The 24,434-nt window shown below is 70.5% G+C and carries 25 protein-coding genes; 18 read left to right on the plus strand and 7 right to left on the minus strand.

Annotated elements, in window-relative coordinates; translation table 11 throughout:
- Positions 1–264: 264 nt before the first annotated feature.
- From ABD209_RS08335 to disA, 3 genes are all read right to left on the minus strand, one after another.
- A complete protein-coding gene (locus ABD209_RS08335) occupies positions 265–1,758 on the minus strand; it encodes an LCP family protein (protein WP_344064685.1) in 1,494 nt (497 codons plus the stop codon).
- Positions 1,759–1,867: 109 nt separating this feature from the next.
- Positions 1,868–2,758, minus strand: a complete 891-nt coding sequence (locus tag ABD209_RS08340; protein WP_344064688.1) for an HhH-GPD family protein — start codon at positions 2,756–2,758, stop codon at positions 1,868–1,870.
- On the minus strand, positions 2,755–3,861 hold the full coding sequence (gene disA, locus ABD209_RS08345) for a DNA integrity scanning diadenylate cyclase DisA (RefSeq protein WP_344064691.1): 1,107 nt from the start codon (positions 3,859–3,861) through the stop codon (positions 2,755–2,757). The genes ABD209_RS08340 and disA overlap by 4 nt, the downstream gene beginning before the upstream one ends.
- Positions 3,862–3,980: 119 nt before the next feature.
- Here disA and radA point away from each other — a divergent pair, with 119 nt between their 5' ends.
- A complete protein-coding gene (radA, locus tag ABD209_RS08350) occupies positions 3,981–5,369 on the plus strand; it encodes a DNA repair protein RadA (RefSeq protein ID WP_344064696.1) in 1,389 nt (462 codons plus the stop codon).
- Positions 5,370–5,533: 164 nt separating this feature from the next.
- Here the strand turns inward: radA and ABD209_RS08355 are convergent, their stop codons facing one another.
- Both ABD209_RS08355 and ABD209_RS08360 read right to left on the minus strand, forming a co-directional pair.
- Complete coding sequence (locus tag ABD209_RS08355; protein WP_344064700.1) at positions 5,534–6,292, minus strand: class I SAM-dependent methyltransferase; 759 nt, start codon at positions 6,290–6,292, stop codon at positions 5,534–5,536.
- Positions 6,293–6,392: 100 nt separating this feature from the next.
- Positions 6,393–7,202 carry a DUF3109 family protein gene (locus tag ABD209_RS08360; protein WP_344064703.1) on the minus strand — a complete coding sequence of 270 codons (810 nt, stop codon included), beginning with the start codon at positions 7,200–7,202 and terminating at the stop codon, positions 6,393–6,395.
- An 86-nt stretch (positions 7,203–7,288) separates the two neighbouring features.
- Between ABD209_RS08360 and ABD209_RS08365 the strand changes: the two genes are divergently transcribed.
- From ABD209_RS08365 to ABD209_RS08375, 3 genes are read left to right on the plus strand one after another with little or no spacing between them, the layout of a single operon-like run.
- On the plus strand, positions 7,289–8,242 hold the full coding sequence (locus ABD209_RS08365) for a Ppx/GppA family phosphatase (protein WP_344064706.1): 954 nt from the start codon (positions 7,289–7,291) through the stop codon (positions 8,240–8,242).
- Positions 8,235–9,278 (plus strand): sugar phosphate isomerase/epimerase family protein, encoded by a 1,044-nt coding sequence (locus tag ABD209_RS08370; RefSeq protein ID WP_344064709.1) that lies wholly within the window; start codon positions 8,235–8,237, stop codon positions 9,276–9,278. The genes ABD209_RS08365 and ABD209_RS08370 overlap by 8 nt, the downstream gene beginning before the upstream one ends.
- Positions 9,275–9,892, plus strand: coding sequence for a TetR/AcrR family transcriptional regulator (locus ABD209_RS08375; protein ID WP_344064711.1), 618 nt, complete (start codon positions 9,275–9,277; stop codon positions 9,890–9,892). The genes ABD209_RS08370 and ABD209_RS08375 overlap by 4 nt, the downstream gene beginning before the upstream one ends.
- 18 nt (positions 9,893–9,910) lie before the next feature.
- Here the strand turns inward: ABD209_RS08375 and ABD209_RS08380 are convergent, their stop codons facing one another.
- The gene (locus tag ABD209_RS08380) at positions 9,911–10,645 is read right to left on the minus strand and encodes an ABC transporter permease (protein ID WP_344064714.1); all 735 of its coding nucleotides are present in this window, start codon (positions 10,643–10,645) and stop codon (positions 9,911–9,913) included.
- Positions 10,642–11,370 carry an ABC transporter ATP-binding protein gene (locus ABD209_RS08385; protein ID WP_344064717.1) on the minus strand — a complete coding sequence of 243 codons (729 nt, stop codon included), beginning with the start codon at positions 11,368–11,370 and terminating at the stop codon, positions 10,642–10,644. Before ABD209_RS08385 ends, ABD209_RS08380 begins: the two co-directional genes overlap by 4 nt.
- Before the next feature lie 72 nt (positions 11,371–11,442).
- Between ABD209_RS08385 and ABD209_RS08390 the strand changes: the two genes are divergently transcribed.
- From ABD209_RS08390 to hemB, 14 genes are all read left to right on the plus strand, one after another.
- Positions 11,443–12,393: a proline dehydrogenase family protein gene (locus ABD209_RS08390; protein ID WP_344064720.1), complete on the plus strand. Its 951-nt coding sequence runs from the start codon at positions 11,443–11,445 to the stop codon at positions 12,391–12,393.
- A 14-nt stretch (positions 12,394–12,407) separates the two neighbouring features.
- Positions 12,408–13,205 carry a pyrroline-5-carboxylate reductase gene (gene proC, locus ABD209_RS08395; protein ID WP_324387501.1) on the plus strand — a complete coding sequence of 266 codons (798 nt, stop codon included), beginning with the start codon at positions 12,408–12,410 and terminating at the stop codon, positions 13,203–13,205.
- Between the two features lie 73 nt (positions 13,206–13,278).
- The gene (locus ABD209_RS08400) at positions 13,279–13,794 is read left to right on the plus strand and encodes a GNAT family N-acetyltransferase (protein WP_344064724.1); all 516 of its coding nucleotides are present in this window, start codon (positions 13,279–13,281) and stop codon (positions 13,792–13,794) included.
- 34 nt (positions 13,795–13,828) lie between these two features.
- On the plus strand, positions 13,829–15,019 hold the full coding sequence (locus ABD209_RS08405) for an acetoin utilization protein AcuC (RefSeq protein WP_344064726.1): 1,191 nt from the start codon (positions 13,829–13,831) through the stop codon (positions 15,017–15,019).
- A gap of 282 nt (positions 15,020–15,301) precedes the next feature.
- Positions 15,302–15,502 carry a helix-turn-helix domain-containing protein gene (locus ABD209_RS08410; RefSeq protein ID WP_324387498.1) on the plus strand — a complete coding sequence of 67 codons (201 nt, stop codon included), beginning with the start codon at positions 15,302–15,304 and terminating at the stop codon, positions 15,500–15,502.
- A gap of 231 nt (positions 15,503–15,733) precedes the next feature.
- A complete protein-coding gene (locus tag ABD209_RS08415) occupies positions 15,734–15,832 on the plus strand; it encodes a 30S ribosomal protein bS22 (protein ID WP_003792170.1) in 99 nt (32 codons plus the stop codon).
- 43 nt (positions 15,833–15,875) lie between these two features.
- The gene (locus ABD209_RS08420) at positions 15,876–16,928 is read left to right on the plus strand and encodes an NAD-dependent epimerase/dehydratase family protein (protein ID WP_344064730.1); all 1,053 of its coding nucleotides are present in this window, start codon (positions 15,876–15,878) and stop codon (positions 16,926–16,928) included.
- Positions 16,925–18,028, plus strand: coding sequence for a lysophospholipid acyltransferase family protein (locus tag ABD209_RS08425; RefSeq protein ID WP_344064732.1), 1,104 nt, complete (start codon positions 16,925–16,927; stop codon positions 18,026–18,028). Before ABD209_RS08420 ends, ABD209_RS08425 begins: the two co-directional genes overlap by 4 nt.
- Before the next feature lie 52 nt (positions 18,029–18,080).
- The gene (locus tag ABD209_RS08430) at positions 18,081–18,350 is read left to right on the plus strand and encodes a glutaredoxin family protein (protein WP_344064735.1); all 270 of its coding nucleotides are present in this window, start codon (positions 18,081–18,083) and stop codon (positions 18,348–18,350) included.
- Between the two features lie 190 nt (positions 18,351–18,540).
- Positions 18,541–19,209: a redox-sensing transcriptional repressor Rex gene (locus ABD209_RS08435; protein WP_344064738.1), complete on the plus strand. Its 669-nt coding sequence runs from the start codon at positions 18,541–18,543 to the stop codon at positions 19,207–19,209.
- Positions 19,206–20,657: a glutamyl-tRNA reductase gene (locus ABD209_RS08440; RefSeq protein ID WP_344064741.1), complete on the plus strand. Its 1,452-nt coding sequence runs from the start codon at positions 19,206–19,208 to the stop codon at positions 20,655–20,657. The genes ABD209_RS08435 and ABD209_RS08440 overlap by 4 nt, the downstream gene beginning before the upstream one ends.
- A complete protein-coding gene (gene hemC, locus ABD209_RS08445) occupies positions 20,657–21,730 on the plus strand; it encodes a hydroxymethylbilane synthase (RefSeq protein ID WP_344064744.1) in 1,074 nt (357 codons plus the stop codon). Before ABD209_RS08440 ends, hemC begins: the two co-directional genes overlap by 1 nt.
- Complete coding sequence (locus tag ABD209_RS08450; protein WP_344064747.1) at positions 21,727–23,352, plus strand: bifunctional uroporphyrinogen-III C-methyltransferase/uroporphyrinogen-III synthase; 1,626 nt, start codon at positions 21,727–21,729, stop codon at positions 23,350–23,352. Before hemC ends, ABD209_RS08450 begins: the two co-directional genes overlap by 4 nt.
- Positions 23,352–24,326, plus strand: coding sequence for a porphobilinogen synthase (gene hemB / locus ABD209_RS08455; RefSeq protein ID WP_344064750.1), 975 nt, complete (start codon positions 23,352–23,354; stop codon positions 24,324–24,326). Before ABD209_RS08450 ends, hemB begins: the two co-directional genes overlap by 1 nt.
- The last annotated feature ends 108 nt before the right edge of the window (positions 24,327–24,434 follow it).

The following is a 24,434-nucleotide window of genomic DNA, read 5'->3' on the forward strand; positions in this document are numbered from 1 at the left end:
TGGGAGCTTCCCGCGCGCCTTCCTCCTCCGGCCACCATCGTTGCGCCCCCGGCGGGTGATGACCGATCCGTACTCCATGCCGCGCATTCCAGTGCCTTCTTCCTGCGGCAGCACAAGACGGATCGCCGCGGGAACCAGGCAACAATGCCGGGCGTACATTCCGCTTACACGGCTGAGCTGACTCCGGGCCGGGCGCTCAGCAACGCCGGCGACGCACCCCGCGTCGCGCACCGCGGTCGTCGCGGGCCTCGGCCTCGACCAGACTCAGCAGGCGGCCTTCAGCGTGGTCAAGCCGTCGCCGGCGTCGGTGCTGCTGCTGGAGGTCGGCGGGGTGCTCGACGTCGTGCCGGCCGGCGTGGAGGCGCTCGTCGATGCGGGGGTCGTGCTGGTCGTCGGGTTGTCCGAGATGGCGTTGGCGACCAGCTCGCGGATCTTGGCGTAGTCGGGGTTCACGACGTTGATGACCTTGTTGGTCAGGGGCAGGCTGCGCATCGTCCCGTCGCGCTGGATCTTCTCGATCAGCGGCACCCAGGCTTGCAGGTGTGCCTGGGGGATGTCGATGCTGACATCCGCCTTGAGGACCTCGGCAAGTTGCGGGTAGCGCAGCAGCATCGTGCCCGGGCTGACCTGGTTGACCAGGGCGCCGACCACGCACCGCTGGCGGCGCATCCGGGAGAAGTCGTCGGTGGAGGCCCGGGAGCGGGCATACCAGAGGGCGTGATAGCCGTCGAGGTGTTGCGGGCCCGGCTCGATCCACCCGGTGGTCCCGACGATGGTGCCATCGGGTAGGGCCTTGCAACCGATGCAGACGCGTTCCTTGACATTGACGTCGACCCCGCCCATGGCGTTGACCAGGGCGGCAAAGCCGGAGAGGTCGATGACCACGGAGTTGTCGATCCGCAGGCCGAGGATCTCGCCGATGACATCGCGGGTCGAGCGCAGCCCGGGGTTCGTCTCGCCCGGGAAGAGGTCGGCGTGCTCCTCGGCGAGGGTCCAAATGGCGTTCATCAGGCATTGATCGCCGCAGTCGTAGCCATGGGGATAGAGCGTGGACAGCGGGTTCGACGCGGGGATCGGAGCGCGTTCGAGGTTGCGGGGGATCCCGATCAGCACGGCGTCCCCGGTCCGCGTGTTGATGCTGGCGACCATCATCGAGTCCGGGCGCACACCGACCCGGTCGGCCCCGGCGTCGGAGCCGATGAGCAGCACATTGACGCGTGGGACGGTCTTCCACGGGTCATCTTGCCCCACGGCCGGTATGCCGGCGGTCGCCGTCCCGGTGCTGGTCGGGTCGTGCGCGAAGACGGTCTCGACGACGGAGCGCTGCAGCGTGAGAGTGCGGGCGGCATACAGGCTTGGGGCGGCGACCGCGAGGCAACACAAGAAGGCGACCATCGTGGTGGCGAGGCGTTCGTCACGACTGAGGCCGTGCGGCCGGGTCACCGCCGTGGTGAGGACGATCGAGACCATCCAGACCACGGCCCCGGCGAGCACCGCCCAGAACAACAGCATCAACCGGCCGCTGTTCAGACCGAGGGAGAGCGCCGAGCCGACCAAGCCGTTGCGCAGCAGCGTGTAGATGCCGAAGAGCAGCACGAGAGCCGTCGTGCCCATCAAGACCGTGCCGAACCCGCGCAGGCGGGTGCGCAGCAGGCCGGCGCCGGGGAGCACGGTGCCCAGGAGGGTCATGGCGTAGGTGTGCCGCAGCGGGTGCGGGGTGCGCCGCGTGGGCGGGCGCGTCGGCGCTCGGTCGCTCATCGACTCGGTGCATCCCCCTCATGGGTGTCGGTCGGCTCACTTCATCGTCGCTGCCACTGACGCCTGAACGGCCCAGCGGGTTGTCCGCGCGGCGCTCGGGCTGGGCCGGTCACCGCGGGAGATGGTAGCCGTCGCGGCTGTGCTCGAGTAAGCCATCGGCGATCAACGCGATCAGCAATTTGTCCACCCGGGCCTGGTCGGCACATGGGTCGAAGTCGGCGCGGGGGTGCGGAGCGTCGTCATCGCGCACGAGCGCAAGGATGCGGCCGCGCACTTCCCGGTCGGTGCCGGCATACCCCTGGGGCCGCTTGCGCACGCCGGCGTATGCCGGGTGGCCGGCCGTGCGCCAGCGGCACAGGTCGCGCACTGGGCAGGTCGCGCATTGCGGCGTGCGGGCGGTGCAGACCAGTGCGCCCAGTTCCATGGATGCGACATTCCACCGGTTCGCGTCGGCGCAGTCGTCGGGGAGCCACGCGGCGGCGAGGTCGCGTTCGCCCCTGGTCGGGGTGGGTGCGGCCTGGGCCTCGCCGATCGCGATCCGCGCCAGGACACGACGGACATTGGTGTCCAGGACCGGGAGGGGATTGCCGAAGGCGAAGCTCGCGACGGCCGCAACCGTGTAGTCGCCGACGCCGGGAAGGGCGCGCAGGGCGGCGGGGTCCTCAGGCACCTGACCGGCGTGGTGCTCGACCATGGCCTTGGCGGCCGCGTGGAGGTTGACCGCGCGGCGCGGATACCCGAGCCGACCCCAGGCGCGGAGCACGTCGCCGCGCGAGGCGGCCGCGAGGTCGGCGGGGGTGGGCCATCGCCCCATCCAGGACTGCCAGGGCGCCAGGATCCGGGCGATCGGCGTCTGCTGCGCCATGATCTCGCTGACATAGACTCCCCAGGGCGAGCAGTCCGGGTGGCGCCAGGGCAGGTCGCGTCCCGCCACGGCGTACCAGGCCAGGACGGCTGTATGGACGCGCCCGCGGAACTCGGCCTCGGCGCCCCCGCTCACACGTAGCGTTCGAGGATGCTGGACTCGGCCAGGCGGGTCAGACCCTCGCGGATGGTCCGGGCTCGGCCTTCGCCGACTCCGTCGACGAGCATCAGGTCGTCCTGGGTCGCCGCGAGCAGGCGCTGGAGTGAGCCGAAATGATCGACCAGCCGCTCGAAGACCGGGCCGGGCAGACGCGGCACCTTGTTGAGCAGGCGATATCCCCGGGGCGAGACGCTGGTGTCGAGGCCGTCCGGGCCGGACAGGCCGATCACCTTCGCGGCGGTCCCGGGGTCGAGCAGCTCGGCGCGCGACAGGGCGCCGAGGCCGTGAATGACGGCGTCGACGATGTCGCCGCTGTCGTGTCCCTCGTGGTCGGTGTCGGTCAGGCGGTCGGCCGGTGCGTAATCGCGGATCAGCCAGCCGACATCGTCGGTGACACCGGCGGTGAGTTCTTCCAGCTGCAGGGTCAGCAGGCGTCCGTCGACACCGAGCTCGACGACATACGCGCTGATCTCGCCGCTGATGCGGCGCACCATCTCCATGCGTTGCAGGACGGCGGCGACATCGCGCACGGTGACCAGGTCCTCGATCTCGAGGGCCGAGAGAGTGGCCGTCACCTCATCGAGCCGGGCGCGGTAGCGCTCCATCGTCTGCAGCGCCTGGTTGGCGTGGCTGAGCAACTCGATCGAGCTCTCCAGCACGTGGCGGCGACCCGCGACATAGAGCGCGACGATGCGCATCGACTGGCTGACCGAGACGACGGGCAGGCCGGTCTGCTTCGCCACCCGCTCGGCGGTTCGGTGTCGGGTGCCGGACTCAGAGGTCTCGATGGAGGGGTCGGGGACCAGTTGGGTCGCGGCCCGCACGATGCGTGAGACGTCGGAGTTGACGACGATCGCCCCGTCCATCTTGGCCAACTCGCGCAGTCGCGTCGCGGAGAACTCGACGTCGAGGGGGAAGCCGCCGGTGCACAATGATTCGACGGTGCGATCGTGGCCCAGCACGATCAGGGCGCCGGTGTTGCCGCGCAGGATGCGTTCGAGGCCGTCGCGCAACTCCGTCCCCGGCGCAACAGCGGCCAGGGTCGAGCGCAGCAGATCCTCGTCGTTGTGGTGGGCCACCTCACGCCTTTCGTCATCCCGCCCGGGCGTTCCCGTGCCCGGCCTGAGTCTAACGATGCTGCGTTGATACCGCCCGGCGTGCCGAGGGGTTGTCGGTGGTCTCGTTTAGCGTCTCGGGCATGGCGAAGACGGTGCGGAGCATAACCTTCCGGTGCAGCGAGTGCGGCTGGAGCGGGCCCAAATGGGTGGGCCGGTGCGGGGAGTGCCAGGCGTGGGGGACGGTCGCCGAGGTGGGTGCGCCGGGGGCGCGGACCCGGGCGGTGACGACGCCCGGGCGGCCGGCGCTGCCGATCGGCGAGGTGGACATCACTCGGGCCGCGGCGAACCCCAGCGGGGTTGAGGAGTTCGACCGGGTGCTCGGCGGGGGACTGGTGCCGGGTGCGGTCGTGCTGGTGGCGGGGGAGCCCGGCATCGGCAAGTCCACCCTGCTGCTCGACGTGGCCGCACGGGCGGCGCAATCGGGGGCGACGGCGCTCTATGTCAGCGGGGAGGAGTCCGCGGCCCAGGTGCGCTCACGCGCCGAGCGCATCGAGGCGATGGCGCGGTCGTTGTTCCTTGCCGCCGAGACCGACCTCGCCACCGTGCTCGGCCAGATCGACCAGGTGCAGCCCGATCTGCTGGTCATCGACTCCGTTCAGACGATCGCCAGTGCCGAGGTCGACGGGGCGGCCGGCAATGTCAGCCAGGTCCGCGAGGTGGCCGCGGCGATCATTTCGGTGGCCAAGCAGCGCGGGATCGCGGCGTTGATCGTCGGGCATGTGACCAAGGACGGTTCGATCGCCGGCCCGCGGATCTTGGAGCACCTCGTCGACGTCGTCGTGACCTTCGAGGGGGAGCGGCACTCACGGTTGCGCCTGGTGCGCGCGGTGAAGAATCGTTTCGGGCCGACAGACGAGGTGGGGTGTTTCGACCTCAGTGATGCCGGGATCACTGGGCTGCCCGACCCGAGCGGGTTGTTCCTGTCGCAGCGCGCAGCGCCAGTGTCGGGAACGTGCATCACCGCGACGGTCGAGGGCCGGCGACCCCTGCTGGCCGAAGTGCAGGCCCTGGTGGCGGCCACGACCGCGCCACAGCCACGTCGGGCGACCAGCGGCGTTGACTCGGCGCGGGTGGCGATGATCACGGCGGTGCTGGAGCGCCGGGCCAATGCGCCTCTGAAGGGGCACGACGTCTATGTCTCGACCGTCGGCGGGGTGCGGCTGCGCGAGCCGTCGAGCGACCTCGCCGTGGCGATGGCGCTCGCCAGCGCGATCCTGGACATCCCGACCGATCCGCGGCTGATCGCCATCGGCGAGGTCGGCCTGGCGGGCGAGATCCGGCCGGTCCCCGGCGTGGAGCGGCGGCTGGCGGAGGCGTCCCGGCTGGCGTTCACCACCGCGCTGGTGCCCGTCGGGACGCGCGGCACTGCCTCGATCCCCGAACGACTGGAGGTGATCGAAGTGCCCGATCTGACATCCGCCGTCCGCCGCCTGGGCGCCGGCCCGCGCCTGGCGGTCGTCGATGGCTGACCCCTCCGCCGCCGACGCATACGCATCGGTGGCCCCAGCTGTTGCTGTCGACGGTTCCGACCGCGGCCCGCTACACGGCCCCGCCGACGTCTGTATGGCCGCCGTCAGTGTGCGCGGTGCCCCGTCAGTGAGCGGGGTGCCCCGTCAGTGAGCGGGGTGCCCCGTCAGTGAGTGCGGTGCCAGAGAGTGACGGCGTAGTCGACGCTGGTGCCCGGATGGGTGGCCAAGATGCGATCGGCGAGCGCGGGCTCGAACTCGATGCGCACGATCGCCTCGAAGGTGGCACGGTCGGGGCATTCCCAGGCCAGGTCGAGGTCGAGGGCGGTGAACCCCTGCCGTCGCCAGAAGCGGCGCACGGCGATCGGGTCATAGGCCGGCAAGGACGCGGCGAACCAGCCGCCGAACCGCGACCTCGTGGCGTCGTTGTCGAGGAACGCGGCGAGCCCACCGGGACGAAGAACCCGCTCGACTTCGGCAAGTCCGGGCTCGCAGCCCGGGCCGAAGAAGTAGGCCCAACGGGCGACGGCGACATCGACCGTGGCGTTCGCCAGGGGCAGATGCTCGGCCTCGCCGGTCAGCACCCCTGCTCGCCGCGCCACGGCCGGGCTCGGCGCCGGCGGCCCCGGGGCCGGTTCCGGCGCCGGAGATGGCGCCTGCCGCGCGCTGCTCTCGGGGCGATCGGCTAGGCGCGCGGCGGCCAGCCGGGCCAGAGGTGGGTGAGGTTCGAGCCCGAGGACGCGCGCACCTCGGTCGGCGAACCCCGGCAGGTGGTAGCCCGTGCCGCAACCGATGTCGAGCAGCGTCGCGCCCGCCAGCGGATGCAGGGCATCGATCGCCGCGCCGACCTGATCGGCCCGGTCGAAGGCCTGATTCTCCAACTCGTAGACGTCCGGGGTATGCCAGATGTTCGGGCTGGGTCGCACTCCGCCGTGTTCGCCGGCCGCTCGACTCACGGCTGCCGATATCTGCGCGACGTGCACCGCGCGCCGCCGGACCGCAAGGGGGTGCGCTCGCGGCCGGAGGTCATCGCCGGCGCCGCGGGCGCGGACGAGCCCGCGCGGCCACGGTCGCGGGGTGGATCAGGAGCGGGAGCAGCGTCTTGGCGCCGCTGGAGCGCACCAGCCGCACATTGTGCATGTGGGCCTCGCACCGGAGCACTAACTCGGCATACGCCTCGGCGCCCATCAACTCGATCAACTCCGGGCGCAGGCTGCGGTAGACGGGCTCGCGCCCGACGTGCGCATCGGGGTTGCCCGAGCAGTACCAATCCAGGTCGTGCCCGCCCGGGCCCCAGCCGCGCCGGTCGTACTCGGTGATGCTGATCTCGAGATAGGACGTGTCGTCCGGGAGATTGACCGTGCGATAGGTGCGCCGGATGGGCAGTTGCCAGCAGACGTCCGGCTTTGCCGTATGCGGTGCCCGCCCGGTCCGCACCGCCTGTTGGTGCAGGGCGCAACCGGCGCCCGCCGGGAAGCCCGGCCGGTTGAGGAAGATGCACGCACCGTCGACGACCTTGGTCTTGGTCGCCTCATCCTCCTTCTCGGTCCAGTCGCGACGACGAACCGATCCGGGATGGTGCTGCCAGGTCTCCTCGTCCAGTTCCGCGGCGATGACGGCGACGCGGCGCACATCATCGCGGTCGGTGAAATGGGAGCCTAGGGTGCAGCAGCCGTCATCGGGCCGGTCGGCATAGATGCCCTGGCAGCCGCCTCCGAAGATGCACGTCCAACTCGACGTGAGCCAGGTCAGGTCGCAGCGGAAGCGTTGCGCCGAGTCCGCCGGATCGTCGAATTCCACCCAGACACGAGGGATCTCCAGCGGGGTCTCACTCACAAGCGCCAACTGTAGGCACGCGCCTCGCCCATTCGCACCTACGCGGCCGGACGGGTGCGGTGGGCGGGCCCTATTAGGCTGGCCGGGTGCGCCTGGGTGTCATCGACATCGGATCGAATACGGTCCATCTGCTCGTCGTCGACGCCCATTACGGTGCCCATCCACTGCCGGCGGTCTCACACAAGATCGAATTGCGCCTGTCCGAGCACCTAGTCGACAACACCGTGGACGCGGCCGGTATCGCGGCGCTCTCGACCTTCATGCAGGAGGCTCGCGAACTCGCCGACGACCACGGCGTGGAAGAGATGCTGGCCTTCGCCACGTCCGCCATCCGCGAGGCCGGGAACGGCCAGGCCGTCCTTGACACGCTCGGCGCGCAAGCCGGCGTCCCGGTCCAGGTGCTGGCCGGGTCGGACGAGGCCCGCGTCACCTTCCTCGCCGCCCGCCGCTGGTGCGGCTGGTCGGCGGGCAATCTGCTGGTCCTCGACATCGGTGGCGGCTCCCTGGAACTAGCCATCGGCGTGGACGAGGAACCGGACGCCGCCGTGTCGGTGCCGCTCGGCGCGGGCCGGGTGACCAACGATCTGCTCGCCGGCGATCCACCCACGCCGGCGCGGATCAAGGAGGCCCGCCGCACCATCCGAGCCACACTGGCTGCGGGCGTGCGGCCGATCCTGCGCGCCCAGGACGCCGACACCGTGGTCGGGACCTCCAAGACCTTCCGTTCCCTGGCCCGCCTTGCGGGCGCGGCCCCGAGCAACGCCGGCCCCCTGGTCACCCGCACCCTGGACCGCGACGACCTGCGGGAGGTGATCGCCACGCTGGCGCCGCTGACCGGCGCCGAGCGCACGCGACTCCCGGGCGTATCAGGGGTGCGCTCCCACCAGGTGCTCGCCGGCGCCCTCGTCGCCGAAGCCGCCATGGATCTGCTGCACGTCCAGCGCTTGACCATCTGCCCATGGGCCCTGCGCGAAGGCTTGATCCTTCGGCGCCTCGACGTCATCCCCGATCCGGGAGGAAGCAGTCCTGGGGATGCCTGATCGCCCGGTCGTCGCGCTGTCCTCGGCCTCGGTCTATCCCGAGTCCACGGCTTCGGCATTTGCGCTCGCTTCCCGCCTCGGCTACGACGGGGTCGAGGTGATGGTCATGCCGGATCCGGTCAGCCGCGAGGCCGGGGCCCTCGCGCGACTGAGCGAACTCCACGGCCTGCCCATCGTCGCCATCCACGCACCGACCCTGCTTCTCACCCAGCGGATCTGGGGTCCTGACCCATGGACCAAGGTGGACCGGTCCATCGAGTTGGCCCAGGAGGTCGGCGCATCGGTCGTCGTGGTGCACCCGCCCTTCCGCTGGCAGAAGGGTTATGCCGAGACCTTCGTGCAGGGGGTCGCCGCGCGGGAGTCCACGTCGGGGATCACCATCGCGGTCGAGAATATGTATCCCTGGCGGGCCCGCCAGCGCGAGGTGCTGGCCTATCTGCCCCACTGGGACCCGACCCCGCAGCCGTTCCGGCACGTCACGCTCGATCTCTCGCATACGGCGACCGCCGGCTCGGACGCGATGGCGATGACGCGCGAACTGGGGTCGAGGCTGACCCATTTGCACCTGGCCGACGGCCTGGGTGGCCCGATGGACGAGCACCTCGTGCCGGGTCGGGGGAACCAGCCATGTGCCGAGGTCCTTGAGCACCTGGTGGCCGACGCGTTCGCCGGTTCGGTGGTCGTGGAGGTGAGCACCCGGCGACTCGACCCCCACGCCCGGGCCGGTGACCTCGCCGAGGCGCTGGCCTTCGCCCGCCTGCACCTCGACCCGCCCGAGCGGTCCGCGGCCGCAGCGGCCGTGCACGAGCCCACAGCTGTGGACCTCGCCAGGATCGACGCCCGCGCCGAGGCCGGCGTGGTGGGCGTGACCGCTGACGCTAGCGAGATCGACGGCGCGCCGGGACGCAAACGCCCGACGCGGGCCCGCGCGCCGCGGGCAGCGCGCGCAACCAAACCCGCCCGGACGGCCCGGGCGCCCAAGGCGGCAGCACCGCCGAAGTCTTGTCGGCCCAAACCGCCGCGGAGCGAGTCGTGAGTCCGCGCGGGCGGCGGCCGGTGGGAGCCGACACCCGCGGCGAGATCGTCGCGGCGGCGCGGATCGAGTTCGCCGCCAAGGGTTATGACGCCACGTCGCTGCGCGCGATCGCCAGCCGGGCTGGCGTCGACCCGGCGCTGATCCACCACTATTTCTCCGGCAAAGCAGCCCTCTTTGCCACCGTCATGGCCATCCCGATTGACCCGAGCGTCATCGTTTCCGGCCTACTGCACACCCCCCGGGAGCAGATCGGGGCGGCGATGGTCCGCAGCTTCTTCGCGATCTGGGACCAGCCGCCGGGGCGGGAGCGGATGCAAGGGCTCATGCGGTCTGCCATCACCAACCACGAGGCGGGCCGGATGCTGCGGGAGTTCCTCACCGGCGAGGTGTTCACGCGGGTGACCGCGGAGATGGATGCTCGCGTACCGACCGTCGAGCGGCCCACGTCAACGCCCGAGATCCGCGGCGGGTTGGCCGCGGCGCAGATGGTCGGCGTCGCGATCATGCGCTATGTCATCGAATACGGACCGGTCGTCGATGCGGGCGTGGAGGAGTTGGTCGCCCTGCTCGGCCCGACCCTCCAGGCGTATGTCGCACCTCCGCCCCGATCGTGAGCGCGGCCGGCGCGCAGGTCAGTCGGTTCGTCGGCGCAACGTCAAGGAGCCGAGCAGCAAGGCCCCGATGATGAACCCGAGCAGGATCAGCACGTCGCCGCGCACCTGACCCCAGGGGGAGGAACTCGTGGTCACCGCGGACATGGCGTCAACGGCATACGACAACGGCAGCACATCGGAGAGCCAGCGCAGCGGGTCGGCAAGGCCGGCGCGCGGCGCGAGCAGGCCGCACAGAAGGAACTGCGGGAGCACGAAGGCCGGCATGAACTGCACGGCTTGGAACTCTGTGTGCGCGAAGGCGCTCGCGAGCAGACCCAGCGCCGTGCCGAGAACGGCGTCGATGACGGCGATGGCGACAAGCATCCAGACCGGTCCGGAGATGTCCAGCCCGCAGACGTAGATCGAGAAGGCGGTCGCGATGACCGCCTGGAGGATCGCCATGACCGCGAAGGCCAGGGCATACCCGACCATGAAGTCGCCCCGGCCGAGCGGCGTGGTCAGCAGCCGTTCCAGGGTTCCGGAGGTGCGTTCGCGCAAGGTGGCAACGCTGGTGACGACGAACATCACGACGAAGGGGAACACGCCGAGCAGGGCCGGCCCGACCCGGTCGAAAAGGGGAGTGCCGTCGAAGACCCACGCCAGCAGGCCCATCAGCACGCACGGCACGACCAGGAGCAGGGCGACGGTGCGGTGGTCGCCGCGGATCTGGGCGAGCACCCGGCCGGCCGTCGCCAGGGTCAGGCGCGGGTTCACTGCGCCACCTGCGACGATTCGATGAGGGTCAAGAAGGCCGTTTCGGGGTCGTTGGTGCCCGTGCGGGCGAGCAACTCGGCCGGCGTGGTGTCCGCCACCAGCCGTCCCCCGCGCAGCAACAGCAACCGGTCGCACCGGGTCGCCTCGTCCATGACATGGCTCGACACCAGCAAGGAGGTGCCGGATTCCGCGAGGCCGTGGAAGAGCGCCCATAGATCGCGGCGCAAGACGGGGTCGAGTCCGACCGTGGGCTCGTCGAGCACCAGCAGGTCGGGACCGCCGACCAGGGCCGCCGCGAGCGAGACCCGCGAGCGCTGGCCGCCGGAGAGGGTCTCGACGCGGCGATCGCGATAGGGGGTCAGATCGACGCCGGCGATGGCTTGATCCACGGCCTCCTCGCCGACCCCGACCATCGCCGCGAAATAGGCGACATTGGCGCGGACCGACAGATCGGCATACACGCTCGGGCCCTGGGTGACATAGCCGACCCGGCGCCGCAGTTGGGGGCTGCCGGCCTCCAGGCCGAAGACCTCCACTCGCCCGCTGGCGATCCGCTGGACACCGACGATGGATCGCATCAAGGTGGACTTACCGCTGCCGCTCGGGCCCATCAGGCCCACGACCTGGCCGGGCGGGACGGCGAAGGAGAGATCAGGCAGGACCGGTCGCCCACCACGGGTGACGACCAGGCCCTCGACGGCTACTGCCGGCGAGATATTCACCATGTGCTGAAATATAGCACCTCGAAGGCTCGTCTCCTGAAGGGCCCGCACCACCCGGGTGAGTAGCCTGCTGCCATGGGTCCGGCTGAACTGCTGCGCAAGTCCCTCCTCACGCTCGCCGACTCCGGCCGCGTGCGCGACATCGTCGAGCGGGCGCCGGTTTCGCGCTCGGTCGTCAAACGGTATGTGCCGGGCGCGTATGCCGCGGATGTCGTCACTGCGGTCGCGGACCTCGGTGCCAACGGGCGGGCGGCGACCATCGACTACCTGGGCGAATACACGACCGACGTGGAACAGGCCGAAGCGACCACCCAGGCCTACCTCGACCTGTTGCGCCTGCTCGCTGACGAAGGGCTCACCAGCGAAGGACGCGCCGAGGTCAGCGTCAAACTCAGCGCGATCGGCCAATCGCTGCCCGCCGACGGGCCGGCGATCGCCCTGGAGAACGCGCGGACGATCTGCTCTGCCGCGCTCGCGGCAGGAACGACGGTGACCCTCGACATGGAGGACCACACCACGACGGACGCCACCTTGGAGGCCCTGCAGGCGCTACGCGCCGACTTCTCCTTCGTCGGTGTGGCGATCCAGGCCTACCTGCACCGCACCGAGGGCGACTGTCGCGATCTGGCCACGGACGGCAGCCGGGTGCGCCTGTGCAAGGGCGCGTACGCCGAGCCCGAGTCGGTCGCTTATCAGGACGCCGATGACGTGGCCAAGTCCTATGTCCGGTGCCTGAAGGTCCTGCTCGCCGGCCCTGGCTACCCGATGATCGCCACCCACGACCCCCGGCTGGTCGAGATCGCCGCGGCGTTGACCCGCCACCACGGCCGTCCGACCGACAGCTACGAGTTCCAGATGCTCTACGGCGTGCGGCCCGAGGAGCAACGCCGGATCGCCGACCGGGGCAATCAGATGCGCGTTTATGTGCCGTATGGCGAGGAGTGGTACGGATACCTCATGCGCCGGATGGCCGAACGACCGGCCAACGCCTTCCTTTTCGCCCGCTCGCTCATCTCCCGAAACTAAGGACCCGCCAGCCCATGACCATCGCCATCTTCGGTGCCGGAGTGATGGGTGAGACCCTCCTGTCCGGCCTGATTCGCAGCGGCCGAGCACCCGGCGACCTCGTCATCACCGAGCGCCGCGCGGATCGCGCCGCCGAACTCGAAGCCAAATACGGCATCTCGGTCGTCGACAACGCGGCCGCCGCCGAATCGGCCGACGTGCTCGTGCTCGTCGTCAAGCCCCAGGACATGCGCAGCCTGCTGGCCGAGATCGCCCCGGCCATCGCCGTGGGCAATGTCGTCATCTCGCTTGCGGCTGGTATCACCACCGAGGTGCTCGAAGGCGGCCTGCCGGCAGGCACCAGCGTCGTGCGGGTGATGCCCAACACCCCGGCCCTGGTCGACCAGGGCATGGCGGCGCTCTCGCGCGGTGCCCACTGCACCGATGAGCACATGGCCATCGCATCGGACCTGCTCGCCTCCTGCGGGAAAGTGATCGAGGTCCCTGAGTCCTATCAGGACGCGGTGACAGCCATCTCTGGGTCCGGGCCGGCATACGTCTTCTATGTCGTCGAGGCGATGATCGAGGCGGGCGTCGTGCTGGGCCTGCCACGCGCGACCGCGACGGAGTTGACCGTCCAGACTCTCTACGGAGCGGCGACCATGATCCGCCAGACCGGCACCCACCCGACGGTCCTTCGTGAGCAGGTCACCTCGCCAGGAGGCACCACCGCGGCCGCGCTGCGCATCCTCGACGACCACCGGGTGCGGGCGGCCTTCGTCAGCGCCGTTGAGGCGGCCGCGGAGCGCTCCGGCGAGCTGTCCCGCTCCTGAACACCGGCCCCAGCCAGGGTGAACAGCGGCCGTCCGATCCGCCCGCATCCCCGCGGCATGACACGATGGGCCCATGACGGAGATCGTGGTTCGCGCCTTGACCGAGGACGAGTGGGAGCTGCTGCGCTCCTTGCGCCTGAACGCCCTCCGGGAGTCTCCCGACGCGTTCGTGGCCTCCTACGACGACGAGGCCGACGAGTCCGAGGACTTCTGGCGCGCCCGCCTGAGCCGGTCGCGCCGCCTGGTCGCCGAGGCCGATGGTGAGGCCGCCGGCCTGGTGAGCATAGGCACGCTCGACGGCGTGGACAACGGCGCCGAGTTCTTCGGTCTGTGGGTCGCGCCGCAATGGCGCGGGCGCAGCATCGCCGCCAATCTGGTGAAGTCCGGAGCGACGTATGCCGCCGAGCAGGGCTTCGACCGGATCGCCTACTGGGTGGGCACCGACAACGGTCGCGCGGTGGCTTTTGCCTCCAGTTTCGGCTTCCGCCCCACGGGCCGCCGCCGCCCGATGCGGGTCCAAAACGGCGACGGCGACGAGGAAGAGATCGCCATGGTGTTGCCGCTGACCGAGGACCGCCGCGGATTCTGATCGGGCGGCTCCCAGGCCGCGATAGCGTTCCCGTATGGGCGATGGGGCGCGGCTGATCTGGGATCCGGTCTTCACCGGGTACAACTTCGGTGACGGGCACCCCATGGGCCCGCTCCGACTCGACCTGACGGCCCGGCTGTGCAAGGAGTTCGGCCTCTTCGACATCGTCGCGCCGATAGCGCCCGAACCCGCGGACGACGACCTGCTGGCGACGGTCCACGACCGGGGCTTCATCGCTGCCGTCAAGCGGGCGTCCGCCGATCCCGCGACGGCGGAATCGGCATACGGGCTGGGGACGGAGGACGATCCGGCCTTCGTGGGGATGCACGAGGCGAGCGCTCGCATCGTGGGCGGCACGGTGGAGATGTGCCGGGCTGTCCACGCGGGCGAGATCGAGCACGGGGTCAACTTCTGCGGCGGCCTGCACCATGCGATGCGGGATCGGGCCAGCGGCTTCTGCATCTACAACGACATCGCGGTCGGCATCGCGTGGCTACTCGACCACGGCGTGGAGCGAGTGGCCTATCTCGATGTCGATGTCCACCACGGCGACGGCGTCGAGGCGATCTTCGCCGACGACCCGCGGGTGCTGACGGCCTCGATCCACGAGAACGGCCGACTGCTCTTTCCTGGCACGGGGTGGGCCCGCGATATCGGGCACGCGTCGGGGGAGGGCTACGCACTCAATGTGGCGCTGCCGGCGGGGACCTCGGACTCGGCCTGGCTGCGCGCCGTGCGCTCGGCCATCTTCCCGGTCGTGCGCGCCTTCAAGCCGCAGGTGCTGGTCACCCAGCACGGCTGCGACACGCACATGGAGGATCCCCTCGCCCATCTGACGCTGACCGTCGACGCGCAACGCCAGGCGATGCTCGACATCCACGACTTGGCTCACGAGCTCTGCAACGGCCGTTGGATCAGCCTCGGCGGCGGCGGTTACGAACTGGTCAACGTCGTCCCGCGAGCCTGGACGCACCTGACCGCCATCGCCGGACACCGCCCGATCGAACCCCAGACCGAGATCCCCCAGGCTTGGCGCGACCAGGTCGCCGCGCTCACCGGTCGCCGCGGACCGGCCCGGATGAGCGACTTGCCCCCGGGCAGCAGCCCCATCTGGGTCCAGCCCTGGGAGCTCGGTTACAACCCCCACAGCCCCGTCGACGCCGCCGTGATGGCCACACGCGAGGCGATCTTCGCTCACCACGGTTTGGACGTTTGGTTCGACTGACAGCGGTCCCGGAGCTCGGCGCCCGGCAGGGTGACTTAGCGGGGTTTAGGTGACGTCCAGCAGGTTCTACCCTGCTGGACGTCACCTAACTGCTGCTAGCAGACGTTAGGTTCGGGGCCGCCGGCCGGCGTGTCGGCTGGACAAGCCCGGGGAAATTTCACTCGGTCGGTGGCCCCGGCTTCACAGGAGTAACAACTGCCCCTATGGTTGCTCCCGACGAGATTGCGTAGGAATCCGCCGGAGGGGAAGCCGGCGATGCGCGATAGAAAAGACGAGGTTCGCATGTCTGCCGACCGGCAGCTTTCCGAGGTCAAATTCCTCACCGTGGCCGAAGTGGCCGCGATCATGCGCGTATCGAAGATGACCGTGTACCGAATGGTCCACGGTGGCGAGCTTCCCGCGATCCGCGTCGGACGGTCCTTCCGCGTGCCGGCCGACGCCGTCGATGCCTATCTCGAGACCGCCTTCATCGAAACCGCCTGACTCAGGACGTATGCCGGCCTGCCCGGCACCCGCTGCTGGCGACCGCGTGGCGGCCCGAGAAAATATCGCCACCACAAACCGTGCCCAAGGACACCTGGGGCACGGTTTGGGCGTGCCGACTGCCGCCGGTAGGCTGTCCCTTCAGGTAGCTCACGCGGCCACCGACCGAGTCGATCACGGCGGCTGCGATGCGTCCGATGATCTCCACACGTTACGAAGCAAGGGTTGTCAATGGGTTCTGTCATCAAGAAGCGGCGCAAGCGGATGGCCAAGAAGAAGCACCGCAAGCTGCTGCGCAAGACGCGTCACCAGCGTCGCAACAAGAAGTAACCCTGGCGCCCCGCGCGGGCGTGACGTGAGGTAGGAGAGCACCATGCCGGAAGTCGTCCTGATCACCGGCGTGTCCCGCTATCTCGGTGGCGCCTTCGCGCGCGCCCTGTCGCAAACCGACGAGGTCCCCCGGATTATCGGCGTCGACGTCGTCCCACCCCCGCGCCCGATCGGCGGTGCCGAGTTCGTGCGCGCAGACATCCGCTCACCGATGATCGGCAAGATCATCGAGCAGCAGCAGGTCGACACCGTTGTCCATATGGGCGTCATCGCGACCCCGCTGAACGCCGGTGGCCGGGCGACGCAGAAAGAGATCAACGTCATCGGGACGATGCAGTTGCTCGCGGCCTGCCAAAAGAGCACTCGCGTGCAACGCCTCGTCGTCAAGTCGACGGCCGGTGTCTACGGCTCCTCCTATCGGGACCCGGCGATGTTCACCGAGGACATGGCCGCCCGGCGGCTGCCCAACGTCGGTTTCGGCAAGGACTCGGTCGAGGTCGAGGCGTATGTCCGCGGCTTCGCCCGGCGCCGCCCCGACGTCGGCATCACCGTGCTGCGGCTTGCGAATGTCATCGGCCCGCGCATCCGCACGGCGATGACCGACTTCTTCCGGCTCCCGCTGATCCCGCTGCCTCTGGGCTGGGACGGCCGCCTGCAATTCCTCCACGAAGACGATGTCGCAGCGGCAACCGTCCGGGCGACCCTCGCCCCGCCGGCCGGCACGGTCAACGTCGCCGGCGACGGGATCATCACGGTCAGCCAGGCCACGGCCCTGACCGGGCGCCCCTTCGTCAAGATTCCCGCGGTCGCCACCCGCGGCGCCAACTCGCTCTTCAAACGCACCGGGATCCTGGACTTCTCGCCCGAGCAACTGGAGTTGCTGGTCCACGGCCGCGGCCTCGACACCAGCAAGATGCGCCACCTCCTCGGCTTCGAGCCGACCTGGACTACCCGTGGCGCCTTCGAGGACTTCGTCGCCGCCGCGCCCCGGCCGGTCGACCAGGCCCTCGCCGCCGTCTCCTCCGCCGCCGACGTCGCCGAAGAGGCCGTGCACGCGGTCACCGGCGTCCTCGTGACCGGAAAGGCCCACCAATGAGCACGCCACGCCGCCCCTCCGTCGCCGCTGGCGCGGCCCGCGCCTCGAGCGAGCGCGCCCGCCGCACCGCCACGCCCCTGCTCGGCGAGCCGGCGAGCCACTTGCGCGTGGTCCAGCCCGACGAACTCGCGCCCGAACCGCCCTTCGCCGCCCATCCCTCCGCACGCCCGTCTGCCCCCGGCAAGCCCGGGCTGAAGGAGTTCGTCGCGGGTGTTCGCGCCGTCGCCCACCGGGCCGCCGGGCCGTTGGGTATGTCGCGCGACGAGGCTGAGGCCAAGGCCGCCGAAGCCGTCGCGTTCATCCGGCGCCGGCTGACGGGCGACTACGCCGTCGACAACTACGGCTATGACGCGGACTTCGCCGAGCACATCCTTTACCCCCTGCTCCGGCCGCTCTTCTACACCTGGTTCCGCGTCGAGGTCCGCGGCCTGGAGAACATTCCCAGCACCGGTGGCGCGCTCCTGGTGGCCAATCACTCCGGCACGGTCGCGGTCGATTCCCTGATGACCCAGGTCGCCATCCACGACAAGCACCCTGCGCACCGCCAACTGCGCGAGCTCGGCGCGGACCTGGTCTTCGGCACTCCCGGCCTGGGCAGCATCGCCCGCAAGGGCGGAGCCACCCTCGCCACCAACCCCGACGCCGAACGCCTGTTGACCAGCGGCGAACTCGTCGGTGTCTGGCCCGAGGGCTTCAAGGGTGTCGGCAAGCCGTTCAACGAGCGCTACAAACTTCAACGCTTCGGCCGCGGCGGTTTCGTTTCCGCGGCCATCCGCACCGGGGTGCCCATCATCCCGTGCGCGATCATCGGTGCCGAGGAGATCTACCCGATGATCGCCAATCTCAAGGGCTTGGCCAACCTGGTGGGTCTGCCCTATTTCCCGGTCACGCCCACCTTCCCCTGGCTCGGCCCACTGGGCATGATTCCGTTGCCGAGCAAATGGATCATCGAGTTCGGCCCGCCCGTCGACACCGGCGCCTTCGACCCGAAGGCCGCCGACGATCCGATGATCGTCTTCGACCTGACCGACCGGGTGCGCGAGACCATCCAGCAGACCGTCTACGGCCTCCTGGCCTCGCGGCGCTCTGTCTTCCACTGACGGCGTGCGACGGCCTCGCGCGCGCCCAGCCCGTATGCCGTCCGCTCACCGCGTGTCCGCACCGGGGGCCGGGACTGTCCCGCCGGTTGTGCTCATCGGCCGCCCGGGTTGTCACCTGTGCGCGGACGCGGAGCCGGTCGTGCGCGCAGTGGCGGCCGAGTTCGGACTGACTGTTGTCGAGCAGTCGGTGGACGACGACGCGCGCCTGAGCGCGGCATACGGCGATCTGATCCCGGTGGTGTTGATCGACGGAGAGGTCCACGCCTACTGGCGGGTCGATCCGCAACGGCTGCGCGCCGGGCTCGGCGCCCGTGGTCGCTGACCCACGGGCGCAGGGTGACGCTGCTCACGTGGCCGTCGAGACGACGAAGGACCATGCCCGCAGGGGTATCTCACTCTGCACGCGAGACTTTGTGAAGGCCTTCACAAGCGCGTAGCCTTGCGAGAAGCGCGAGGGTGCCGATCGGCACCCGGATCGCCCCGACCACGCCTGACAGAACGAGGTGACCGAGGTGTCAGCGACCGAGATCCGGCGTCGCGGCATCCCTGACGCCACGGTCGCCCGCCTGCCCGACTATCTTCGCGCGTTGACCTCGATGAGCGGCAGGGGGGTCGTCTCGACCTCCTCCGAAGCGCTCGCGGCGGCCACCGGCGTAGGCTCGGCGATGGTGCGCAAAGACCTCTCGTTCCTCGGCAGCCATGGCGTGCGCGGCGTCGGGTATGACGTTACCCACCTCTCGGTCGAGATCGCCCGGGCGCTCGGTCTGACGCGCGACTGGCCCGTGCTGATCGTCGGCATGGGCAACCTCGGGCGCGCCCTCGCCGCCTATGGCGGTTTCGCGGCGGGCGGATTCCAGCTCGTCGCGCTGATGGATCGGGATCCCGCAGTCGTCGGCCAGCCCGTGGCCGGCCTGGTGGTCAGCGCGATGACCGCGCTCCCGGCGCTGGCCGCGGCCCCCGACACGCTGGGTGTGATCACCACCCCCGCGCACGCCGCCCAGGAGGTCTGCGACGCACTCATCGCGGCCGGTGTCACCTCGATCCTGAACTTCGCCGCCGTGACCTTGAACGTGCCTGCCGGCGTCGATGTGCGCAAGGTCGATGTCGCAACGGAACTGCAGATCCTCGCCTTCCATAAGCAGCAGCGCAGCCGCGCTCCGCAGCTGGCGGTGGCGCCGTGAGCCTGCTCGTCCTCGGCCTCTCCCACCACAACGCACCCCTCGACCTGCTCGAACGGATCAGCCTCGACGCCTCCGGCCGCCGCGATCTCGCCCACGCCATCGCCGGGAGCGAGCACGTCCGCGAGGTCGTCGTTGTCTCCACCTGCAACCGGACCGAGGTGTATGCCGAGGCCGCCACCTTCCACGGCGCGATCGCGGACATCACCGATGCCCTGTCCGGGCAGTCGGGCCTTCCGCGGGCCGACCTGACCGAGCGACTCGGGGTGCACTACGAGGATGGTGCGATCGCGCATACCTTCCGGGTGGCAAGCGGTCTCGACTCGATGGCGTTGGGGGAGAACCAGATTCGGGCACAGCTGCGGGTCTCGTTGCACGAGGCACAAGCTGCCGGGCTGACCGGGTCGAGCCTCAACCAGCTCTTCCAGCAGGCGTTGCGGGTCGGCAAGCGCGTCCACACCGAGACCGGCATCGAGACGTATTCCTCCTCGCTGGTCGAGACCGCATTCGGGGCGGCCTCGCAGATCGTCGGCCCCCCGGTGCAAACGCGACTCGTCGTCGTCGGGGCGGGCGCAATGGCGGCATTGGTAGCGACCACGGCGGCGCGCGCGGGCTACGGCTCGATCGTCATCGTCAACCGGACGTATGCCCGCGGTGAAGCCCTGGCCTTCCGCGTCGGCGGCCGCGCCGCCCACCTAGCCGAACTTCCCGATGCCCTCGGCGCGGCCGATGTGGTTGTGTCGTGCGTCGGGGCGCCCGGCCTGGTGCTGACGGCATCCGTGGTGGACGCGGCGCGGGCGGAGTCGCAACGGCCCCAGGTGTTGGTCGATCTGGCGATGCCGCACGACATCGAGCACGCGGCCGGGGACCTGCGGGGGGTCACGCGACTCGGGTTGGATCACCTGGGCGCCCGGCTGCGCGCGGTAACGGGCAACCCCGTCGTCCGGGCGGCCACCGGCCTGGTCGACACCGAGGTCGCCGACTTCATCAGCGCCCGGTCCGTCCAGGCCGCGGTCCCGACGATCGCGGCCATGCGCGAGCGGGGCGCCACGATCCTCGCCGGTGAAGTGGGCCGCCTGCGCTCGCGCACGCCGAATCTCGGCGACGCCGAACGTCGCGAGGTCGAGATCGCCATGGGTCGCCTCGTCGACAAGCTCCTGCACGGCCCCACCGTGCGGGTCAAGGAACTCGCGGCCAGCGGCCGGATGGCCGAGTATGCCGACGCCCTTGCCGAACTCTTCGCACCCGCGCCGGCCGCGGAATCGGGTGCGGTGACCTTGCCGGCGCTCGCCTACGACCGACCCAGCGAGGGCGGGTCGAGCGAAGTCACCGGCGCAGCCTCCGGCGCCGGCGACTCCGAACGGGTCGCCGGTGTCGGCCCGACCGCTGGTGGCCTCACGGGCGCGGCCGGCGAGAGCGACCGCGGCCGGGCTGTCGAGCGGGAGGCGTGATGATCGCCTTTCGCCTCGGCACCCGCCGCAGCCGGCTCGCCCTGACCCAATCGGGCCAGATCGCCGACGCCTTGCGTGCGGCCGGCCACGACGTCGAGCTCGTCGAGATCGTTACCGAGGGTGACACCAACCGGGCGGCCCTGGAGACCATCGGTGGCACTGGCGTGTTCGCGTCCGCGCTGCGGCGGGCCTTGCGCGCCGGGGATATCGACCTCGCGGTCCACTCGCTCAAGGACCTGCCGACCGCGCCCGAAGCCGGCCTGGTCATCGCCGCGACCCCTGTTCGCGAAGACGTCCGGGATGTCCTGGTGGCCCGCGACGGCCTGACCCTCGGCGAGTTGCCGTCCGGAGCCCGCATCGGCACGGGCTCGCCCCGCCGCGAGGCCCAGCTGGTGGCTCTGGGCCTGGGCGTCGAGATCGTCCCGATCCGGGGCAATGTGGAGACCCGTCTGGCCCTGGTTGACACAGGCGAACTCGATGCCGTCGTCCTCGCGCGCGCCGGCCTGCTGCGCCTCGGCCTGGCCGATCGCGCGACTGAGGTCCTCGACCCGATCCAGGTCTTGCCGGCTGCCGGTCAGGGTGCCCTAGCCCTCGAGTGTCGCGCCGATGACTCCGCCGTGTGCGAGGTCCTGGCCGCCCTCGATGATCCCGAAACGCAGGCCTGCGTGACGGCCGAACGCACCGTGCTCGCCCTCCTGGAGGCCGGCTGCACGGCGCCCGTCGGCGTGCTCGCCGAGGTGGTCGAGGGCGTTACTGCCCTCGACCTGTCCGTCCGGGCGTTCGTCGGCACCCGCGACGGCGCCCTGCAACTGCGCCGTTCCGTCACCGGTCCGGCCGACGACCCGGTGGGTGTCGGCACCCGATTGGCCGCCTTGCTGCTGGCGGACGGCGCCGCGCAGGCGCGCGTCGAGCGCGGCTTCGGCGCGCCGGCCAGCCCCACGACCCCGTCCGGCGGCACGACCACACTCGATCCCCCGGGCGAGGGCCAACTGGCCGCCACCGCCGAGCCGGCGACGAGACCCGGCATGCTCGCCCAGACGACCGCAATCGACGAATCGGAGAAGACCACGTGAGCCCGCTCAGCCCCTCGGCCGCCCACTCGGCGCGCCGCCCGGCATCGGTTGCCTTTGTCGGGGCGGGTCCGGGCGACCCCAGTCTGCTCACGCTCGCGGCCGTCGCCGCGCTGGAGAGCGCCGACGTCGTCGTCACCGACCAGCTGACCAAGGCCTCCCTCGTCGCGGCGCATGCCCGTCCCGATGTCGAAGTCGTCGACGCCTCGCACGGCACCCATGGGCAGCCGTTGACGCACGCCTCGCGCGCCAAGATCGTGGTCCAGGCGGCCAAGGCCAACCCCGGTGGCCGCGTCGTGCGCCTGATGGACGGCGACCCGACGACCTTCAACGGCCTCGCCGAGGAGGCCCTCGCCTGTCGCAAGGCGGGGATCACCGTCGATATCGTGCCCGGAGTCACCGCGGTGACCGCGGTCCCCGCGTATGCCGGCATCCCCTTGACCTCCCCGGCCGCCTCCGCGGTTCATGTGATCGCGGCCGGCGACAGCGGGGCCGACTACGCGCGCTCGGTCGATCCGAGAACCACGGTCGTCCTGCTCGGAAACGCCGCAGCCCTGGCCGGCGCCCTCGTGGCACTCGCGGACGCGGGGCGCGACCCGGCGACGCCGGTCGCGCTGACCGAGCAGGGCACGACGACCCGGCAGTGCACGCATACGACCGATCTCGCGCACGCGGCGACCGTGGTCGCCACGCTCGGGCACCCCTCGCTGGCGGTCGTCGGCCCGACCGTCGCGCTGCGCGAGCAGTTGTCGTGGTTCGAGTCGAAGGCGCTCTACGGGTGGCGCGTGCTCATCCCGCGCACCCAGGACCAGGCCGGGTCGGCCGTGGCCCTGCTCGCCACCCACGGCGCCGGCGCCGATGTGGTGCCGACCATCAGCGTCGAGCCCCCGCGCACGCCGCATCAGATGGACCGCGCGATCAAGGGCCTTGTCACCGGTCGTTACGAATGGGTCGGCTTCACCTCGGTCAACGCGGTCAAGGCGGTGCGTGAGCGCTTCGAGGACTTTGGTCTCGACGCGCGGGCCTTCGCCGGGCTGAAGGTCGCGGCCGTCGGTGGCGTCACCGCGGAAGCCCTGCGGGCCTGGGGGATCAACCCGGACCTGGTGCCAACCGGCGAGAAGTCCGCGCGCGGGCTGCTGTCCGACTGGCCCGAGTACGACGCCGATCTCGATCCGATCAACCGGGTCTTCCTGCCGCGGGCCGATATCGCGACCGACACGCTCGCTGCCGGTCTGCAGGAGATGGGGTGGGAGGTCGAAGATGCGACGGCCTATCGCACCGTTCGCGCCGCGCCGCCGGCGCCCGAGGTGCGGGAGGCGATCAAGTCCGGCGACTTCGACGCGGTCGTGTTCACCTCATCCTCGACGGTGCGCAATCTGGTGGGCATCGCCGGCAAGCCGCACCCGTCGACGGTCATCGCCTGCATCGGGCCGGCGACCGCCAAGACCGCCGAGGAGCACGGTCTGCGCGTCGACGTCCTCGCCCCCGAGGCCTCGGTGGCGAGTCTGATCGAGGCGCTTGCGGAGTACGGCCGGGCGCTCGCGCGGCAGGCCCACGAGGCCGGAGTGCCCGTGCTGCGGCCGAGCGCACGACGCAAGGTCGCCAGCCGGCGCAAGGCCCGCTGATGGGCTATCCGGCCATCCGCCCGCGGCGGCTGCGGGCGACCCCGGCACTGCGGCGACTGGTTGCCGAGACGCGCGTGCACCCGGCTGATCTAGTGCTTCCGGCCTTCGTCCGGGAGGGCATCGACGCGCCGGTGCCGATCGGCGCGATGCCGGGGGTGGCGCAGCATACGGTCGCGTCGCTCGTCGACCTCGCGCACCAGTGTGTGGCCGCGGACATCGGCGGGATCATGCTCTTCGGCGTGCCGCTGGCCAAGGACGGACGTGGCAGCGGGGCCGACGATCCCGACGGCATCCTCAACGTCGCGACCCGCGCCGTCGCGGACGCGGTCGGCGGCGAACTGGTCGTCATGACCGACCTGTGCCTGGATGAGTTCACCGATCACGGGCACTGTGGCGTCCTCGATGCGCGGGGGCGCGTCGACAATGACGCCACCCTGGAGCGGTATGCCGCGATGGCACTGGCGCAGGCGCGCGCCGGCTCCGACGTGCTCGGGCTCTCGGGAATGATGGACGGCCAAGTCGGCCACGTGCGGGCGGCCCTGGACGCGGACGGGCATACGGACACGGTGCTGCTTGCCTATGCCGCGAAATACACCTCCGGGCTCTACGGACCCTTCCGCGAGGCGGTCGCGAGCTCGCTGGTCGGTGACCGGGCGGCCTACCAGCAGGATCCGGGGAACGCGCGCGAGGCGATCCGCGAGGTCGAACTCGACGTGGCCGAAGGTGCCGACATGGTGATGGTCAAGCCCGCCGGCCCACACCTGGACATCATCCGCGCGGTGGCGCAGATGTCCACCGTGCCGGTAGCGGCCTATCAGATCTCGGGAGAGTACAGCTCGATTGTCGCCGCCGCCGACCGTGGGTGGATCGACCGGGACCGGGCCGTCGATGAGTCGCTGATCCACCTCAAGCGGGCCGGTGCCGACATCCTGCTGACCTACTTCGCCCTGGAGTGGGCCGCCCGGAACCCCTAAACCCTGCTAGGCCGTGTTACGAAAGTGACTAGCGGGATTGTCGGTGTGTCGCGAGGACGCGGTGAGGCCTCCGGGGTAACTCAGGTGGTGTCTACGCCATCGCGTTAC

Origin of the sequence: Nostocoides vanveenii (assembly GCF_039531165.1) — a bacterium.
GTDB lineage: Bacteria > Actinomycetota > Actinomycetes > Actinomycetales > Dermatophilaceae > Nostocoides_A > Nostocoides_A vanveenii.